This is a genomic window from Deinococcus sp. Arct2-2 (assembly GCF_004801315.1).
GTDB lineage: Bacteria > Deinococcota > Deinococci > Deinococcales > Deinococcaceae > Deinococcus.
In genome coordinates this window covers 107,348-123,741 of record NZ_SSNW01000004.1, presented here as the reverse complement: position 1 = coordinate 123,741, position 16,394 = coordinate 107,348, and the positions used below count along the sequence as shown (strand labels likewise).

The following is a 16,394-nucleotide window of genomic DNA, read 5'->3' as shown; positions in this document are numbered from 1 at the left end:
TCCCCTGCACCGCCGCCCGTCCTCATTGGGAAGCCAGAGGAGACCGACTCCAGATGGCCGCACCTTCAGACCCACAGGCTGAACCGAAACGCAAGAAGTCTGGCCCCAACAAGACCAGCTCTAAAAAGACCAGTTCCAAAAAGACCCCCAGCGAACGCCTGAACAAGCTGCTGCCTGCCGTGAAAGACGGCGACCCCAAGGCCATTCACGAGGCCCGCAAACTGACGCGCAAGGTGGCCGCAGAACTGGCCCTCACGGACGCCCCCAAAAAAGTGCGGCGAGCATGGCGGGACTTGCGCCGAGCCGTCGCCCCCGTCCGAGACCGGGACGCGGCGGGCGAGCATGTTCGGGCCGCGTTGCATGAACTCAACGCCTCAGCAGCCGAAATAGCGACTTTTGACCGTGACTGGCAAAGCAAGCGGGCCGAAGCTTTGGCCGCCATGAAACTGCCCAAGCTCAGCAAAGATGTGCCCCGGCCCAAGCACTTTAAGCGCAAGGTACGGGCGGCGTTGGCCCAGCAGAGTGCAGAAATTTTGGAAGCCGCCCCCAAGGTGTTGCGGGCCAGAACAACCGAAACGTGGCACGAGTGGCGCAAAACCCTGAAGCATTACCGGTATACGCTGGAACTGCTGGAGCCTGCGCCGAGCGCCCTGACGGACGTACTAGACGGACTAGGCCGCCTGCAAGACGCCGAAGTGGTGCTGGACATTCTGACCGGAGAAGCGCGGCTGCCCCACTCCAAAGCCGCCCTGATCCAGCGTGAGAAAGGGGCGCGGCAAGAAGCCCAGCGGCAAGTCAGGCAGGCTTGGCCCGCGTTGGAGGCGGTTTTGCAGAGCAGACTTCTACCGGAAAAAATCAGCAACTAAGATGCAAGCAAACAGGCCCGCCTTCGTGTAGAAGCGGGCCTGTTTGCTGTAAATCTAGCTGTTATTCGTCGCAGCCGAGCGCCCGGAGCAAATCGAGTTCGGTAATAGGAGGCAAAACTTTTTTAACAGGAACGGGGCGGGGGCGGCGACCAAACAGGCGGGAAAGGAATGCAGTCATAGGCACCTCGTGGACGACGAGAGAAGCGATGGGGGGTGCAAAATCACAAGTAAACTGATGAACGTCTGATCTTAGCCTAAGACTCTTTCATGATAAGTGGGTCTATATTACATAGTTCTGACCTATATCTCGGGTCAGCTCTTTAGGTTCTGAAACCGTGTCCTCTTGAACCGTGTTTCAACTCTGGCGTGTGGGATGTGCCGCGCCTTACCATGTTCGGTATGGCTTACGACCCCCGAATGGCGTTTGATCCTGAACGCAAGATGACCGATGGAGATGTGCAAGACCTGAAGCCCGACGGTTGGTGGGGCGGCGAGGGCACGCTGTTTCGTGACGTGGAATTTGACAGCTATCAGGCGGGCGTGGATTTTGCTGTACAGGTGGCGGCCCTCGCCGAAGCGCAAAACCACCACCCAGACATCACTATTCATTACCGCCGCGTAAAACTGAGCTACTTTACGCACGATGCAGGCGGCGTGACGATGGCCGACATAGAGGGTGCGCGGGCTGTGAACGGGTTGGTTGAAGCGCTGGGTCAAGCCGACCAGAACAGCGACGACCTCAGCGGTACTGGTGAAAATAAAGGTGCCACCGCCGGGTGAAGCTCTCCATTCCTGACGCCGATGTGCTGTGGGACGCCCTGCCCGACTCCCGCAAGCATTCCATTACCGTCACGGTTGCGCCGGACGACTTGGATGACCTCTCGCACGTGAACAACACGGTGTATTTGGCGTGGTGCGAACAGGCGGCCCGCGCCCACGCCCTACGCCTCGGCATGGGCACCGATGCCCTGATTGCGCTGGGAGCCGTTCCAGTGGCCCGCCAACACGTCATCGACTACCACAAGCCAGCCTTGCTGGCAGACCGCGTGCGGATTCGCACCGCCCTGACCACCTCGGCGGGCGTGCGGAGTGTGCGGGCCTACACGCTAGACCGCCTGAACGACGGCGACGCCGAAGATACGAACGGCGTGAGGCTGGCCGAATGTCAGACGACGTGGGTATGGGTAGACCCGGCAAGCGGCAGGCCCAAGCGCACGCCGCCGGAAGTGATGGAGCGGTTTGGATTTTAGTTGACTGGGACGGTAACGGCGCTGTGCCTAAGGGTGCTGCGTCTAAGAGTCGAGGGTCTAGGGTCTAAGGAAAAGAGTGGGTGAGGTAGCGGGCGGCACAGCGTGTGCTGAAGCTCAAGCACCTCCCAACCGCTCTTCTCAGACCCTTAGACCCTTGACCCTTAGACTGCTGCGTATGACCGACAACGCCCCCCAGACAGACAAGCCCGCTGGCAAAACCATCGACGCCAATGACCGCGCCCGCCTCGATCAGATTTTTATGCAAGTTATTCTGGACGTGCAGGCGCAGGCCCAGCAAACGCAACCTGCACAGGCCAGCAATTTGGCGGCCATGTTTCACAAGGAACTGGTCACCGACGCGCTTCAGGGCTGCGCCATGCTGATTGCCGGATGGAATCAGGGCGTGATTGACGAAGCGGGCCTGACGCGCAGTGCCAAAGCTTTGCGCGGGCTGGAATTGCCCGAATTGGCAACAAGGCTGGAACGGCTGCGGCAGATAGACGAAGCTTGAATTTCTACGGGATCTATCGCGCCCCAAACGACATTCCCGCCCGCCGCCGCACTCTAAACTGCCCTTACCCATGACCATCCGTGTGCTGCCGCCCCACATTGCCCGCCTGATCGCTGCGGGCGAAGTGGTGTCGCGCCCGCTGGACGTGGTGCGCGAACTGATCGAGAACGCCCTGGACGCCGGAGCCAGCCGACTAGAAATAGAGATTGAGGGCGGCGGCTTGGGGCTGGTGCGGGTGCGGGACAACGGCGCGGGCATCACGGCAGACGGAGCGGCACTGGCAGCGGTGCGGCACGCGACGAGCAAGCTGGAACCAGATGCAGACGCCGTAGAGAGAGTCACAACTCTGGGCTTTCGGGGCGAGGCGTTGTGGGCAGCGGCTCAGGCGGGCGAACTGCATCTGGTGTCGCGTCCGGCGGCGCAGGTGGGCGCGTCCGAGGTGCAGGCGCAGGGCGACGATGTGACGGTACGGCGAACCTCGGCCCCGGCAGGAACGACGGTGACGGTGCGCCGCCTGTTTGCCCGCCTGCCCGCCCGCCTCAGAACCCAAGCTCCTGCCGCCACCGAAGCACGCGAAATTACTGTGCTGGTGGGCCGCTACGTGCTGCATCATCCCGGCCTGCACTGGCGCTTGACCGTGGACGAGGAAGCCCGCCTGACCCACGCCCCCAGCGATCACCGGGGGGCGGTGGCGAGCGTGTACGGCCCGCTGAACGCCAACCGCGTGCTGAGGGTGCAGGCAGACGGCATCTGCGGCGTGATTTCCGGCCCCGAACTGACCCGCGCCCGCCGTGACCGGATGCATTTTTCGGTGAACGGGCGGCCTATCGTGGCCCCGCCGGAATTGGAAAAGGCTGTGCTGGAAGGCTATGCCGAGTTGCTGCCTGCGGGCGTGGCCCCCCTGACGGTGCTGGATATACAGGTAGCGCCCGAAGACCACAATCCCAACGTGCATCCAGCCAAACAGGTGGTGGCGTTGGCCGACCTTGCAGGCGTGGCGGCGCGGGTGCGGGAGGCCGTGCGAACTGCGTTGGCATCGCATCCTTTGGCACAGGCCCGCCTTGCCCCGGCCCTGAGTTTGCCCACGCCGCCGCAGACGCCCCGCGAACGGGCCAACTTTCCGGCGTTGCGGTTGTCGGGCGTGTTTCAGGGCTTGTACTTGCTGGCCGAGGGCGAGGGAGACCTGTGGGTCATTGATGCCCACGCCGCCCACGAACGCGCCCTGTACGAACAATTTGCCCGCGAACTGGGAGCCGCGCTGCCGCTGGAATTGCCGGAGCCGGAGTTGCTGCACCTGACGCCCGAACAGATGGCCCGCCTAGCCGAACGCGGTGCGGAGTTGCGTGGCTGGGGCCTGACCATCGAAGACTTCGGCGCGGGATTGGCCCGCTTACGGACGCTGCCCGCAACCCTCGCCGGGCTGCCTGTGCCCCGGCTGCATCAGCAAATCATAGACAGTGCGCTGGGCGACCATCCCGACCCCCGGCGCGACGTGCTGGCGCGGCTGGCCTGTGCCCCGGCGCTGAAAGCCGGAATGCTGACCCTAGAGCGCGGCGAAGCGGTACTGGCCGCCCTGAACGCCTGCGAGCAACCGTGGAGTTGCCCGCACGGACGCCCGACGACGCTGCGAATGTCGGAGCGCGAATTGGCCCACGCCTTTGGACGGCGCGGCACGCGGGATGTGGCACGGGGCCGGGACGAGGCAGAACGGGTGGGGCGCTAGGCTAACCCGCAAAAGTGGGCAACCGTTCGACTTCCCGCGCCGCTAAACCCAAGTAATAGGGGACATATTGGGGCCGCCAATTTGGAACCGTACCCTGCCAGTCGCGGAAGCGAGCGTCATACACAACGGCTCGGTGCAGCAGGGCCAGCGGGATGCTTTGGGCCAAGAGTGCCGAGGCATCCGGACACCCCAAAGCGTGTAGATAGGCCGCACATAATCGGGATTCTAGGTCTGGATAAGCGATTCTGATAGGCAAGTTTGCCCGCGCCGGGTGCAGGGCGAAGGCCAGAAACCAGCCCGCATCCATAAACGGATGGGCCGCACTTGCCGCCTCGCTCCAGTCGAACCAGAGATTTTCCCTTGTTCCAGCCAATGCATTGCGCGGGTGGGCGTCGCCGTGTGCGGGCAAATCGGGGAGGCCGTGCGCTGCCAACGCCTCAAAGCTGGCGCGAATGGCGGGCCGTGCCGCTTGCAGGGTGGCGATTTTGTCGGGCTTGAGACTCCACGCGGTCAGCGTAGGCGTATCGGAGAGGAAGGCGTCCACGCGCTGCGCCATGTCCAGCAAAGGCCAAGCGGGGCAGCCCAACGCTGCCAAAGCGGAGGCATCTGCATCGGTTTGAAATCGGGCTAATTGGTGCAGGGCCACCGTCCAAGCCTCAAGCTCTCCAACGCCGTCCAGCAAGCTCCCGCCGGATCGTGTGACGAGCGTATTCGTAGCGGTATTGGCGTACAGCACGGGCGGAAGAAAGGCTGGGTGCTGCCGCGCAAGATGGGACGTGACGGCCACCTCACGTGGATGGGCGGCGACTTTGAGAAACACAGAATCGGCTAACGTAGCCGCCTCAACCACCGTAGCCAAATCGTTGCTGGACAACAGCTTCAGCGGGCCAGCAGGAGACAGGCCATGCTCGCTCAACACGCCTTCCAATCTGGCCTTCAGAGCAGATAACCAGCCCGGACGCTGCCATTCCCGCGCACCGGGTAAGGGCGGCACAGCGGCCACTTCCCACGCCATTCCATCAGGAACAACGTTAGACAACGCTTGCAAGCGAGGTGTACCTTCCATGCCAAAGCTCAGGCCGCCGTCGTGCAGCAGCCAAGTCTCCACGTTCCACTCGGCGTGAATGAAGGCCGTCAAGTCAGAGTGTACGGAGGCCCCCAGCATTGGCCACTTGCCCGCCTGCCGCAGTACCCGCACGCCGTCTGGGTGCCAGATAATCAGGGGGATGGGACTAGTGGACGAGCTTACTTGCGGGACAGTTCCAAGCTGCCGCTGTTGAACGAGGCGTAGCCGTAAAGCTTGGTGCTGGCATTGCACACACTGTGAGTGACGTTTCCGGTGGCCCCCGCCCCGGTGTAGCGGCTCTTTCTGACAAACGTAGCGCGAATCACGTACTTGTCGGTAAAGCCGCCCTCGCAGGCGCTGCCGCTGCCCAAGTCGGCGGTCATGTCGGTGGTCACGGGACTGGCGTCGTACACGCTGCGGGTACCCACCGCGTTAAAGGTTTCCCCCGTATCACGGCTCTTGACCGTGCCCGTCACGCGCAGGTCTTTTTCGACAACGGTGACGTCCAGCAGGGCGCTTTTGCCGTCTTGCCCCACGATCCGGCCCACATACTCGCCGTTGATGTCTATGTTGGCCTCGTTGGGAATGCTGCCGTAATTGCAAGACGCGAGCGCAAGGGTAGGCAGCAACAGGGCAGGCAACAGACGGCGTGGAATGGACATAGGGTCATCCTAAGCCATAGGGCCGGGGCGCGTCGCCCTATCTGCGCCGTATCCTAAGCCCATGTCTGACCAGCCTTCCTCTGCACCCACACGCCCTGTCGTGACCCGAATCGCGCCTAGTCCTACGGGTGATCCACACGTGGGCACGGCTTATATCGGGCTGTTCAATTACACGCTGGCGCAGCAAGCAGGCGGCAAGTTTATTCTGCGAATAGAAGATACAGACCGCAACCGCCTCGTGCCAGACAGCGAAAAACGGATTTTTACCATGATGCAGTGGCTGGGCCTCACGCCCGATGAAAGCCCCTTGCAGGGCGGCCCCAACGGCCCGTACCGCCAATCCGAGCGGTTTGACCTGTACGGCGACTATGCGCGGCAACTCGTGGCGTCGGGCGCGGCCTATTACGCCTTCGAAACAGCGGAAGAATTGACGGCCCTGCGGGATGCGGCGCAGGCGGAAGGCCACGTCATCGCCGTGCCTTCCCGCGAGCTAGACGCGCAGGACGCACAACAGCGCATGGACGCCGGGGCCGAAGCCGTGATTCGCCTGAAGGTGCCGCACGACGGCGAAACCTTGGTCAGCGACGTCCTGAGAAAGCCGATTGCCTTTCAGAACCGCGAAATTGACGACAAGGTGCTGCTGAAGGCCGACGGCTACCCGACCTATCACCTCGCCAACGTGGTGGATGACCGCCTGATGGGTGTGACTCATGTGGTGCGGGCCGAAGAATGGATCACGTCCACCCCCATTCACGTCCTGCTGTACCGCGCGTTCGGCTGGCCGGAACCCGTGTTCGCGCATATGCCGCTGCTCAGGAACGCCGACAAATCCAAGATCAGCAAGCGCAAGAATCCGACGAGTGTGGAGTGGTATCAGCAGCAAGGGTATTTGCCGGAAGCCATGCTGAATTTCCTCGCCACGATGGGCTGGACGCACCCGGACGGCCTAGAAGTGTTCGGTCTGGCCGAATTTCAGCGCGTGTTCAGGCTGGAAGACGTGACGCTGGGCGGCCCCGTGTTCGATCTGGCAAAGCTGAACTGGCTGAACGGCAAATACTTGCGCGAAGTGCTGAGTGAAGACGACGTGGCCCGCCGCCTGCACGCCTATTTGCAGAGCCAGAAGCATGAGTTGCCGCTGGACGACTACTTCCGCGCTGTGGTGAAGATGCTCACGCCGCGCATAGAAGTCTTCTCGGAGTTTCTGGACAAGACCGGGTACTTTTGGACGGAAGATTATCCGGTGAACGAGAAGGCGCACAAGGCGATAGACGACGCCCGCCTGTTGCTGCCCGAACTCGCCTCGCGCTTGAAGAACTTGCCCACCTTCGACGCCGCGAGCATCAAGGAAGCCTTTGGCACGTTTGCCGAAGAACAAGGTCTGAAACTGGGCAAAGTGATGCCGCCTGTGCGTGCAGCGGTGGCCGGAACGATGGAAAGCCCGGACTTGCTGTCGGTGCTGGAAACGCTGGGCCGGGAGCGCGTAGTGGCCCGCATTGAACGTGCGGCGCGGCCCGCGTGAGCTTCGTCGCTGGCTTGCTGGTGGCCCTGATTGCCGTGCTACACGTCTATATTCTGGTGCTGGAGATGTTCTTGTGGCGCACGCCCCGCGCGATGAAAGCCTTCGGCACCACGCCCGAATTTGCCGATGCGAGCGCCGTGATGGCCGCCAATCAGGGCCTTTACAACGGCTTTCTGGCGGCGGGGCTGTTCTGGGGGCTGATTACGCAGGCTCCAGCCATTCAGTTGTTTTTCCTCGGCTGCGTGGCGATTGCGGGCATGTACGGCGCGGCCACCGCCAACCGCCGCATTCTGTTTATTCAAACGGTTCCGGCAGTGCTGGCGATGGTTGCCGTACTGCTCGCAAACTGAACTGTAAAGGAGAATTATGGTTGCCAACAGCAGTGGAGTGAGTTTGGAACGCCTCGCCGTGAAGGTGCTGCTGAAGCTTCAAGCCGAGCCGGGGCAATGGACGGCCCGCAGCCTAGCCCGCGAACTGGGCGAAACCGCCAACCGCGTGAGCCGCATCGTGCTGGCAATCGAGGCCGAAATAGGCGTGGAGCGGGACGGGAAGTACGGCAATCTGCGGGTGCTGGGTGCTGGCTCGGTGCAGGTGGACGGCGCTGGGGAAGTCTAAGGGTCTAAGGAAAAGCGTGGATGATGCTGGAGCGGCTGCGAAAAAGCTTTTGCCCAAGCTGACGCATCTCTCAACCGCCCTTCTTAGATCGACTCTTAGACCCTGCGCGAGCAGCACGCCCCTTCCACGACAGTCCCTTCCTTTACAATGCAGCCAAACGCTCGTTAGGCAACCCATTTGGAAGGCCACGACAGGGAGACACGATGGACACGGAACAAACGACAGACCGCCGCATTCGGGTTCTTATCGCCAAACCGGGCATGGACGGGCACGACCGGGGCGCGAAAGTGGTGGCGCGGGCACTGCGCGACGCGGGTATGGAAGTAGTGTATACGGGGCTGCGGCAAACTGCCGAAATGATCGTGAACGCCGCCGTGCAAGAAGACGTGGACGCTATCGGCCTCAGCGTGTTGTCGGGCGCACACATGCACTATTTCCGGGAGGTCATGGCCCTGCTGCGCGAGCGGGACGCCACCGACATCATCGTGTTTGGCGGCGGGATCATTCCCGATCAGGATTTGCCCACGCTGAAGGAGTTGGGCGTGGGCCGCGTGTTTACGCCGGGGGCCAGCACCGAAGACGCCGCCACCTACCTGAAAACGGCGGTGGCCGAGCGTTGGCAAGCGCAGGGCGAAGCGTAGATGTCCCTTCAATGAGCGCCACCACCACACCCTCTCCCCACGCCGATTATTTGCGCCTCGCTCCGCTGTACACGGCTCAGGCCTTGGCTACAGGCGCAACCACCGTCAGTACCGTGCTGGCCAGCCTCGTCATGAGCGGGCTAGGCAGCGAGAACTTGGCGGGGCTGCCCAGCACCCTGATCAGTGCGGCGGCGGCGCTTTCGGCGGGTGCGTTTGGGGCGCTGATGCTGCGCTCTGGGCGGCGCTTGGGGCTGGGGCTGGCCTTTGCTCTGGGGGCGGCGGGCGCGGTGGTGGGCTTTGCAGGAGCGCGGGCGGGCGTCGTACCACTGTTCCTGCTGGGCGCAGTGATGATGGGCGGGGCGCAGGGCGGCTACCAACAGGCCCGCTACGCCGCCGCCGAAAGCGTGCCCGAATCGCGGCGCGGCACGGCGCTGGGCGCACTGATGCTGATGAGCGTGCTGGGTTCCTTTCTGATGACGGGCGCGTCGGGCGTGGTAGAAGGCATCGGCGCGGGCTTGGGCGTCAGTGCGGAGGTGGGCGGCTGGCTGATGGGCGGCCTACTGCTGGCGGTGGCCGCCGTGCTGATGGCGTTTTGGAAACCGCTGGTGGCTCCGGTAAGTGCAGCAGTGGCCGTGCGCCTGCCGCTGCGGGCTGCGCTGGCAACTCCGGGCGTGCGGTCTACGGCGCTGGCTGTGGCTGCTGCACAGGGCATCATGGTGACCCTCATGAGCCTGACGCCGCTTCGGGCACACCATGAGGGCATGGATCACACCGGAATTGCCGTCCTGATTTCGGGCCACATTCTGGGCATGTTCGGCTTCGGCTGGCTCACCGGGCCGCTGATAGACCACTTTGGCCTGCGGCTGGGCTATATAGGCGGCTCGGTGCTGCTGGTGGCGGCGGCGCTCACGGCTCCGTTGGCGGGTTCGGCGTGGCTGGGGGCCAGCATGTTCTTACTGGGCCTCGGCTGGAATCTGGCGTTTGTCAGCGGCTCCAAAGCCCTGACCCGTTTCCCCGCCGTGCAGGGCGTCACCGATGGCCTAGGCTACGTCGCGGCAGGCACAGGAACGCTGCTGGGCGGCTTCGTCATCGCCCGCGCCGGATTCCCGCCCCTAGCTTACGCCTGCGCCGTGCTGGCCCTCCTGCCGCTCGTAAGCGCTTGGCGGGTGCGGCGGTAGACCTTCACACCACAGCAACAAGTAGGGCCGCAATCCATAGAGGTTGCGGCCCTACTTTAATTCCAGCTTACTGTTAAGCAAGCTCTTTTGGCGGAACGGGAGAGATTCGAACTCTCGAACAGGTTGCCCCGTTACACACTTTCCAGGCGTGCTCCTTCAACCACTCGGACACCGTTCCAGCGCACGCCAATCTAGCGGAGGCGCGGCCAAAAATCAAATGCCTGATGGCGTGGCTGATGGGTGCAGACAGCTAAAGCGTGTACTAGACGTGTTCTGGCGCTTTTTCGGTGGTAACAGGGGTAACGGCTTGTGCGGGCTGAGGGGTCACTTCTTTAGCCATCACTACGCCGGGCGTCACCGCAGAGGCAGTGATGGTCTGCACAGGCGCGGGGGCCGCCGACTGCGCGGGTTCGCGCATGCTGCCTTCAAATTCTTCTTTCAGGCCAGCGGTACCTTTGCGGAACTCGCGGATGCCTGCGCCGAGGCTTTTGCCCAGTTCGGGCAGCTTGCGCGGGCCAAAGACCACGAGGGCGATAATCAGAATAACGAGGATTTCTCCGGGGCCGATATTGGGCATACTAGGTACCTCCGTGACGTAGATAACGCGGGTGGGCGGCGTCGTGCCCCTATCTTACGCCCCATGTCGCTCCGTCAAACGCAGCATGGATGATAATTTGCCAGCCCTATTCCAGAGGTGAACGGGGCAGCGTCGGGGGTGTCTGACTGCCCCGCTGCCCGCCAAGCCTTACCCTAGTGGCATGGCCGACCCCAGCCTCGCTGTTCTGACTGCCATGATTACGCCCGCCGTCCTCATCAGCGGCGCGGGCACTTTGTTGATGAGTACCAGCGCCCGCTTAGGCCGCAGCACTGACCGGGTGCGTGTCCTCACTGCCCGCTTCAAGTTTTTGGTGAGCGAGGAAGGGCAACGGGAGCCGCTGGCCCGAGAAGAAAAACGCATGATCATCGAGCAATTGCCGCGCCTGACCCGCCGCACGCGCTATATCCAGCGGTCTATGCAGGCCTTTTATCTGGCTGTCACGCTGCTCGTGTGTACCAGCATCCTCATCGGCGCAGGCAGCCTCGGCAAGTTTGACACTGGTCTGGTGCCCATCCTGCTCGCCATTTTGGGAGCAGGCGGGCTGGCTTACGGGGCGCTGCTCCTCAGCTATGAAGCCACCCTGAGCGCCATTACCACCCGGCAAGAAATGCGCTTTTTGGAGAAGCTGGGGGCGCACTACGCGGGGTTGTATAACGAGGCCGCAGAGGAAAAGGCTGAGCAGAACAGTGAACTTCGGGTGTAGGGGACTGGTCTAAGGGTGGAGGGGTCTAAGGAAAAGAGTGCAAACCGTTTGGGCCGCCGTTGCCCTCGCCTCTCGTCAGACTGGCAGAGCGGCAAAGCGGGGCAAGGGCTGGTGAGCGCAGCGATTGCCCTTCCTTAGACCCTTCGATCAACGCCCCCAAGCCCCCCAATCAACACACAGCCAAAAAAAGCCCCCACCCGTTTCCGAGTGGGGGTCTTCCCTACTGACCTAAATGTAGAGGCTTCAGCCGCTAAAGCTGATGGTCGGCGTGCTGGTGGGGCGGGTGTCGTCGTAGCGCTGGGTTCCGGTGACGGCGTCGGGGCTGACGCTGCCTTCGCCGTATTTTTCCAGTGTGCGCTCGTCGGCCACCTGCATTTCGCGCACGGTACGGAGGCCCGTTCCGGCGGGAATCAGTTTGCCCAAGATCACGTTTTCCTTCAGGCCGATCAGTTCGTCGACCTGACCCTTCATGGAAGCTTCGGTGAGAACGTGGGTGGTGTGCTGGAAGCTGGCCGCGCTGAGCCACGACTTGGTGGTCAGGCTGCTCTTGGTAATGCCGAGCAGCACGGGCTTCCACGAGCTGGGGGTCTGGCCTTCGGCAAGGGCGTCGTTGGCCTGATCGACTTCCCAACGCTCCACCGTCTGGCCTTCTAGCAGTTCGGTGGAACCGCCGTCGATGACTTCTACCCAGCGCAGCATCTGCCGCACGATGATTTCGATGTGCTTGTCGTGCACCTTCACGCCCTGAGAGCGGTACACGCGCTGCACTTCTTCCACGAGGTAATGCTGGGCCGCGCCGCTGTCTTTGTAGAGCAGCAAGTCGTGCGGGTTCACTGCGCCGCGGGTCATGGGCTGTCCGGCTTCCACACGGTCGCCGTCCTTCACGATCAGGCGCAGGGTCTTGGGCACTTTGGTCGCGGTCTTGGCCGAGTACTGATCGTCGTCGGCCTCAATCTTGATCATGTAGCGCTCTTCTTCTTCCTCGATCCGCACCAGGCCGTCACGGTCAGCCACAACCGCCTGCGTCTTGGGCTTGCGGGCTTCGAACAACTCGATCACGCGGGGCAGACCCATCGTGATGTCGCCGCCGCCTGCCACGCCGCCGGTGTGGAAGGTACGCATGGTGAGCTGAGTACCGGGTTCACCGATAGACTCGGCGGCCACCACGCCCACGGCTTCGCCCATGCTCACGGGCTTGGCCTGAGACAAGTCGTAGCCGTAGCACTTCTGGCACACGCCCGCTTTTACGCGGCAGTTCAGAGGAGTACGGACATACACGCTTTCGAGGGCGCGGGCCTGCTTGGCGATCAGCTTCACGTCTTCAAGGTTCAGCATTTCGCCGGAAGGCACCACGCGGCCATCTTCGAGGGTCACATCTGCGGTCAGGGTGCGGCCATAGATGCTGGTTTCGATTTCGCTGGCCTTGCGCGAACGCCATTCGCCGGTGCGCTCGTCGGTGGCCCCGAGGAAGATTTCGGTGTAATCCGTGCTTCCGCAGTCCACGTCACGTACCACGACTTCGTGGGCCACATCGACCAGTTTGCGGGTCAGGTAGCCGGAATCGGCGGTACGCAGCGCGGTATCGGCCCCACCCTTACGGGCACCGTGCGTGCTGATGAAGTACTCGGCCACGGTCAGGCCCTCACGGAAGCTGGCCTTGATCGGCACTTCGATGGTGCTGCCGTCCGGGCGGGCCATCAGGCCGCGCATGCCCGCCAACTGACGAATCTGCTGGGGGTTACCACGCGCACCCGACTGGCTCATGATCCAGAGGGGGTTGAAGGGGTAGTTCTGCGAGAAGTTTTCGAACACGGCGTTCTTCACTTCGTCGGTGGTGTCGTTCCAGAGCTGCACGACCTGCTTGTAGCGCTCCTCGTGGGTCATAAAGCCGAACTCGTAGTTCTGCTCGATTTCCTTGAGTTTCAGGTCGGCGGCGGCCAGCAGCGCGGGCTTGCTGGGGGGCAACACGATGTCGTCGATGCCGATGGTGATGCCCGAAGTCGTGGACAGCTTGAAGCCGCTGTCTTTCAGACCGTCGAGCAGGCCCGCCGTCGCTTCGATGCCGAGGTGCTTGAAGCAGGCCATGACCATATCTTTCAGGGCGTCTTTTTCGTAGGTGGTGTCGAGGTCTACGAGCGTATCGACGAGGCTGGCCTGATTGCCCAGAGCCTCCTGCACGATCCGGCGGAAGCTGACGCGGCCCGCGCTGGTTTCGTACATCTTGCCGTTCAGGCGAATCAGGACGTGATCCTGATTGTCGATAGTGCCGCGCTCGACGGCCATGATCGCTTCATCGGGGCTGGAGAACACGTAGCGCAGACGACCGGGGCTGGTTTCCTTGCCGCGCAGCATGACTGGGCTGTTCAGGCTCAGGATGCCGCTGTCGAGGGCTGCCAAGATGTCTTGTTCGCTGCTGTATTCCGTGCCTGCGCCGGGAATGTCGCGGCGAAGCTGGGTCAGCGTAAAGATGCCGAGGATGATATCGCGGCTGGGCTTCACGTTGGGTTCGCCGTTGGCGGGCGAGAGCAGGTTGTGAGAGCTGAGCATCTGAATGCGGGCTTCGGCCTGCGCCTGTGCGCTCAGCGGGACGTGAATCGCCATCTGATCACCGTCGAAATCGGCGTTGAAGGCTTCACAGACGAGCGGGTGAAGCTGGATGGACTGGCCTTCCACCAAAACAGGCTCGAAGGCCTGAATACCGAGGCGGTGAAGCGTAGGCGCACGGTTGAGCAGCACGACCTTGTCTTCAATCACTTCTTCGAGGGCGTCCCACACGCTGTCGCGGGTGTCGCGGTAGCGCTCCAGCATCTTGCGGGCCTGCTTGATGTTGGTCACTTCGCCCTTCTCTTCCAGCACCTTGAACAAGAAGGGCTTGAAGAGTTCGAGGGCCATGCGCTTGGGCACACCGCACTGATGCAGGCGGAGCTGCGGGCCGACCACGATGACCGAACGGCCAGAGTAATCCACGCGCTTACCCAACAGGTTCTGACGGAAGCGTCCCTGCTTGCCGCCCAACAAGTCGGTCAGCGAGCGCAGGCTGCGGTCGGAACCGGGGTTGGTCACGGGGCTGCCGCGCCGTCCGTTGTCGATCAGTGCGTCCACAGCTTCCTGAAGCATCCGCTTTTCGTTGCGAATGATCATGTCGGGCGCGCCCTGTCCGATCAGCTTCTTGAGGCGGTTGTTGCGGTTGATCAGGCGGCGGTAGAGGTCGTTCAGGTCGGACGTGGCAAAGCGTCCACCGTCAACTTGCACCATCGGGCGCAGGTCTGGCGGCATCACCGGAACCGTGTTCAGGATCATCCACGAGGGGTGGTTGCCGCTGCGCTTGAAGGCACGGGTGACTTCCAACCGCTTCCGGGCCTTGGCACGCTTATGACGGCTGGAATCCTTCATCATCTCGCCGAGTTCGGCTTCCAGCGTATCCAGATCGAGTTCGTCCAACAGTTCCTTCACGGCTTCCGCGCCCATCTTGGCTTCGAAATCGTAGGACTCGATCACGCGGACTTGCTTGCGGACGAGGTCGATCTCGATGCGGCCCGAAATCTCGGAACGCAGGTTGCCGCTGTCGGCCAACTCGTCGCCGGGTTCCACACGGTCACCGATGACCACGAGGGGTTCATCGCTGTACGGGTAAACTTTGGCCTTGCTCACGATCACGCTGGCGGGCGCGTGCAGGGTAATGACCCCGGCGGCCTCGGCAATGATTTCTTCTTCCTTGTCGATTGCGCCCACGACTTTCTGGCCCTTCTTGACTTCGCTGCCATCGCCGACCAGCACGTGCATGGTGGGGTTGATGGGGTACTCGGCGCGGCGCATCCAGTGGGCGGTGACCGTAACGTCGCCCTTCTTTTTGGGGAAGGTGACGGCGCTCAGGCGGCTGTCGCGGCTGACGCGCAGGCGGCTTCCGGCGCTGGCCGTAGCCAACGTGGCACCCGCTTCCACGATCTCGCCCTGCGCGACCTGCACGTCCATGCCGTGAGGCAAGTACACGCGGGCCAACACTTCGCCCAGCGGCGCGGCGGCTACTTCCTGCTCTTCCTCGCCTTCTACGGGTTCGGGGGCGTCCACGCTGGCGCGGATTTCCACCATCACCGAGTCTTCGCCGAGGTCATGCAGGAAAGCGGTGCCGTCTACGGGGGCCGTAATGGTCACGTCGGCTTCCAGTTCGGCCAAGATTTCTCCGGCCCGGAAGGCTTCTTGCTCCACCAGCACATCGGCGGGCAGGGGCAAAGCGGCCTCCACTTCTTCGCTGTACGCAATTTCGGCGCGGCGCGGGAAGCGGTACTGGGCGAGGCCGTCCATCTTGGCGACCACGTTGCCGCCCAAGATTTGTCCACGCGTCACGTACTCGCCGTCACGAATCACGGCTTCTTGCCCGCCGGGAATGGCGTAGGTTTCCTGACGGCCATACCGCAGTTCACGGTACTCGTCGTCGGTCAGCAGTTCGCCGCGCTTCAGGGGCCGCCCGTCTTTCTGGGCGTTCAGGGGCTGCGTCACGAGGAACGAAGAAAAGTACAGCACTTTTTCCAACTGTCCGGCGCTCAGGTCAAGCAGCGTGCCGATCTTGCTGGGCGTGTCCTTGACGTACCAGATGTGCGCGGCAGGCGTAGCAAGGTCGATGTGACCCATGCGGTAGCGGCGCACCTTGCTGGACGTGACTTCTACTCCGCAACGCTCGCAGACTTTGCCTTCGTAACGCTGGCGCTTGTACTTCCCGCAGGCGCACTCGTAGTCCTTGATTGGCCCAAAGATTCGCTCGTCGAACAGACCTTCGCGTTCGGGCTTCAGGGTGCGGTAATTAATGGTTTCGGGCTTTTCGACTTCGCCAAAGCTCCACTCGCGAATCTTCGCGGGGCTGGCGATGGCAATCCGTACCTTGCTGAAATCTTTCAAAGCAGTAGCTCCTGTGGTGGGAGGCGTGGTGGTGCTTGTGTGGGCGCGGTCTAAGGGTCTGAGGTGCTGGGGCGGTTGGCCTTTCGGGTGAACCCCCCCGTTGCTCTGCAACGCCCCCCATTGAAGGGGAGGACAAACCCGTTGCCGTTGTGCTGTTCTTAGACCCTTA

General features: G+C 62.6%; 15 protein-coding genes and 1 tRNA gene. 11 read left to right on the top strand and 5 right to left on the bottom strand.

The genetic code is table 11. The features are described from left to right. The first annotated feature begins 53 nt into the window (after positions 1–53). From E7T06_RS03425 to mutL, 5 genes are all read left to right on the top strand, one after another. Positions 54–866, top strand: a complete 813-nt coding sequence (locus tag E7T06_RS03425) for a CHAD domain-containing protein (protein ID WP_136364448.1) — start codon at positions 54–56, stop codon at positions 864–866. Positions 867–1,265: 399 nt separating this feature from the next. Further along, entirely contained in the window at positions 1,266–1,646 is a 381-nt protein-coding gene (locus E7T06_RS03420; protein WP_136364447.1) for a 4a-hydroxytetrahydrobiopterin dehydratase, read from the top strand. Then, complete coding sequence (locus E7T06_RS03415) at positions 1,643–2,116, top strand: thioesterase family protein (protein ID WP_136364446.1); 474 nt, start codon at positions 1,643–1,645, stop codon at positions 2,114–2,116. The genes E7T06_RS03420 and E7T06_RS03415 overlap by 4 nt, the downstream gene beginning before the upstream one ends. Positions 2,117–2,291: 175 nt before the next feature. Next, complete coding sequence (locus tag E7T06_RS03410) at positions 2,292–2,627, top strand: hypothetical protein (protein ID WP_136364445.1); 336 nt, start codon at positions 2,292–2,294, stop codon at positions 2,625–2,627. A gap of 70 nt (positions 2,628–2,697) precedes the next feature. Further along, positions 2,698–4,350: a DNA mismatch repair endonuclease MutL gene (mutL, locus tag E7T06_RS03405; RefSeq protein WP_136364444.1), complete on the top strand. Its 1,653-nt coding sequence runs from the start codon at positions 2,698–2,700 to the stop codon at positions 4,348–4,350. Position 4,351: 1 nt separating this feature from the next. Here mutL and E7T06_RS03400 read toward each other — a convergent pair whose 3' ends face one another. Both E7T06_RS03400 and E7T06_RS03395 read right to left on the bottom strand, forming a co-directional pair. Next, positions 4,352–5,488 (bottom strand): phosphotransferase, encoded by a 1,137-nt coding sequence (locus E7T06_RS03400; RefSeq protein ID WP_136364443.1) that lies wholly within the window; start codon positions 5,486–5,488, stop codon positions 4,352–4,354. A gap of 107 nt (positions 5,489–5,595) precedes the next feature. Further along, positions 5,596–6,078 (bottom strand): hypothetical protein, encoded by a 483-nt coding sequence (locus tag E7T06_RS03395; RefSeq protein ID WP_136364442.1) that lies wholly within the window; start codon positions 6,076–6,078, stop codon positions 5,596–5,598. Between the two features lie 61 nt (positions 6,079–6,139). Here E7T06_RS03395 and gltX point away from each other — a divergent pair, with 61 nt between their 5' ends. From gltX to E7T06_RS03370, 5 genes are all read left to right on the top strand, one after another. After that, positions 6,140–7,597, top strand: a complete 1,458-nt coding sequence (gene gltX, locus E7T06_RS03390; RefSeq protein ID WP_136364441.1) for a glutamate--tRNA ligase — start codon at positions 6,140–6,142, stop codon at positions 7,595–7,597. Then, complete coding sequence (locus E7T06_RS03385) at positions 7,594–7,947, top strand: DUF1304 domain-containing protein (RefSeq protein ID WP_136364440.1); 354 nt, start codon at positions 7,594–7,596, stop codon at positions 7,945–7,947. The genes gltX and E7T06_RS03385 overlap by 4 nt, the downstream gene beginning before the upstream one ends. 16 nt (positions 7,948–7,963) lie before the next feature. Further along, complete coding sequence (locus E7T06_RS03380; protein WP_136364439.1) at positions 7,964–8,212, top strand: hypothetical protein; 249 nt, start codon at positions 7,964–7,966, stop codon at positions 8,210–8,212. Between the two features lie 203 nt (positions 8,213–8,415). Further along, entirely contained in the window at positions 8,416–8,853 is a 438-nt protein-coding gene (locus E7T06_RS03375) for a cobalamin B12-binding domain-containing protein (protein ID WP_136364438.1), read from the top strand. Between the two features lie 11 nt (positions 8,854–8,864). Next, positions 8,865–10,031, top strand: a complete 1,167-nt coding sequence (locus E7T06_RS03370) for an MFS transporter (RefSeq protein ID WP_136364437.1) — start codon at positions 8,865–8,867, stop codon at positions 10,029–10,031. A gap of 88 nt (positions 10,032–10,119) precedes the next feature. Here the strand turns inward: E7T06_RS03370 and E7T06_RS03365 are convergent. Then, positions 10,120–10,209, bottom strand: a tRNA-Ser gene (locus E7T06_RS03365). Positions 10,210–10,293: 84 nt separating this feature from the next. Beyond that, positions 10,294–10,608, bottom strand: a complete 315-nt coding sequence (locus tag E7T06_RS03360; RefSeq protein WP_136364436.1) for a twin-arginine translocase TatA/TatE family subunit — start codon at positions 10,606–10,608, stop codon at positions 10,294–10,296. A gap of 181 nt (positions 10,609–10,789) precedes the next feature. Between E7T06_RS03360 and E7T06_RS03355 the strand changes: the two genes are divergently transcribed. Continuing rightward, positions 10,790–11,332, top strand: coding sequence for a DUF2721 domain-containing protein (locus E7T06_RS03355; RefSeq protein ID WP_136364435.1), 543 nt, complete (start codon positions 10,790–10,792; stop codon positions 11,330–11,332). Between the two features lie 243 nt (positions 11,333–11,575). Here E7T06_RS03355 and rpoC read toward each other — a convergent pair whose 3' ends face one another. Beyond that, entirely contained in the window at positions 11,576–16,225 is a 4,650-nt protein-coding gene (gene rpoC, locus E7T06_RS03350; RefSeq protein WP_136364434.1) for a DNA-directed RNA polymerase subunit beta', read from the bottom strand. Positions 16,226–16,394: the final 169 nt, after the last annotated feature.

Coding starts and splice junctions, on each gene's coding strand:
- E7T06_RS03425 (WP_136364448.1), top strand. CDS start 54: ATGGCCGCACCTTCAGACCCACAGGCTGAACCGAAACGCAAGAAGTCT.
- E7T06_RS03420 (WP_136364447.1), top strand. CDS start 1,266: ATGGCTTACGACCCCCGAATGGCGTTTGATCCTGAACGCAAGATGACC.
- E7T06_RS03410 (WP_136364445.1), top strand. CDS start 2,292: ATGACCGACAACGCCCCCCAGACAGACAAGCCCGCTGGCAAAACCATC.
- mutL (WP_136364444.1), top strand. CDS start 2,698: ATGACCATCCGTGTGCTGCCGCCCCACATTGCCCGCCTGATCGCTGCG.
- E7T06_RS03395 (WP_136364442.1), bottom strand. CDS start 6,078: ATGTCCATTCCACGCCGTCTGTTGCCTGCCCTGTTGCTGCCTACCCTT.
- gltX (WP_136364441.1), top strand. CDS start 6,140: ATGTCTGACCAGCCTTCCTCTGCACCCACACGCCCTGTCGTGACCCGA.
- E7T06_RS03380 (WP_136364439.1), top strand. CDS start 7,964: ATGGTTGCCAACAGCAGTGGAGTGAGTTTGGAACGCCTCGCCGTGAAG.
- E7T06_RS03375 (WP_136364438.1), top strand. CDS start 8,416: ATGGACACGGAACAAACGACAGACCGCCGCATTCGGGTTCTTATCGCC.
- E7T06_RS03370 (WP_136364437.1), top strand. CDS start 8,865: ATGAGCGCCACCACCACACCCTCTCCCCACGCCGATTATTTGCGCCTC.
- E7T06_RS03360 (WP_136364436.1), bottom strand. CDS start 10,608: ATGCCCAATATCGGCCCCGGAGAAATCCTCGTTATTCTGATTATCGCC.
- E7T06_RS03355 (WP_136364435.1), top strand. CDS start 10,790: ATGGCCGACCCCAGCCTCGCTGTTCTGACTGCCATGATTACGCCCGCC.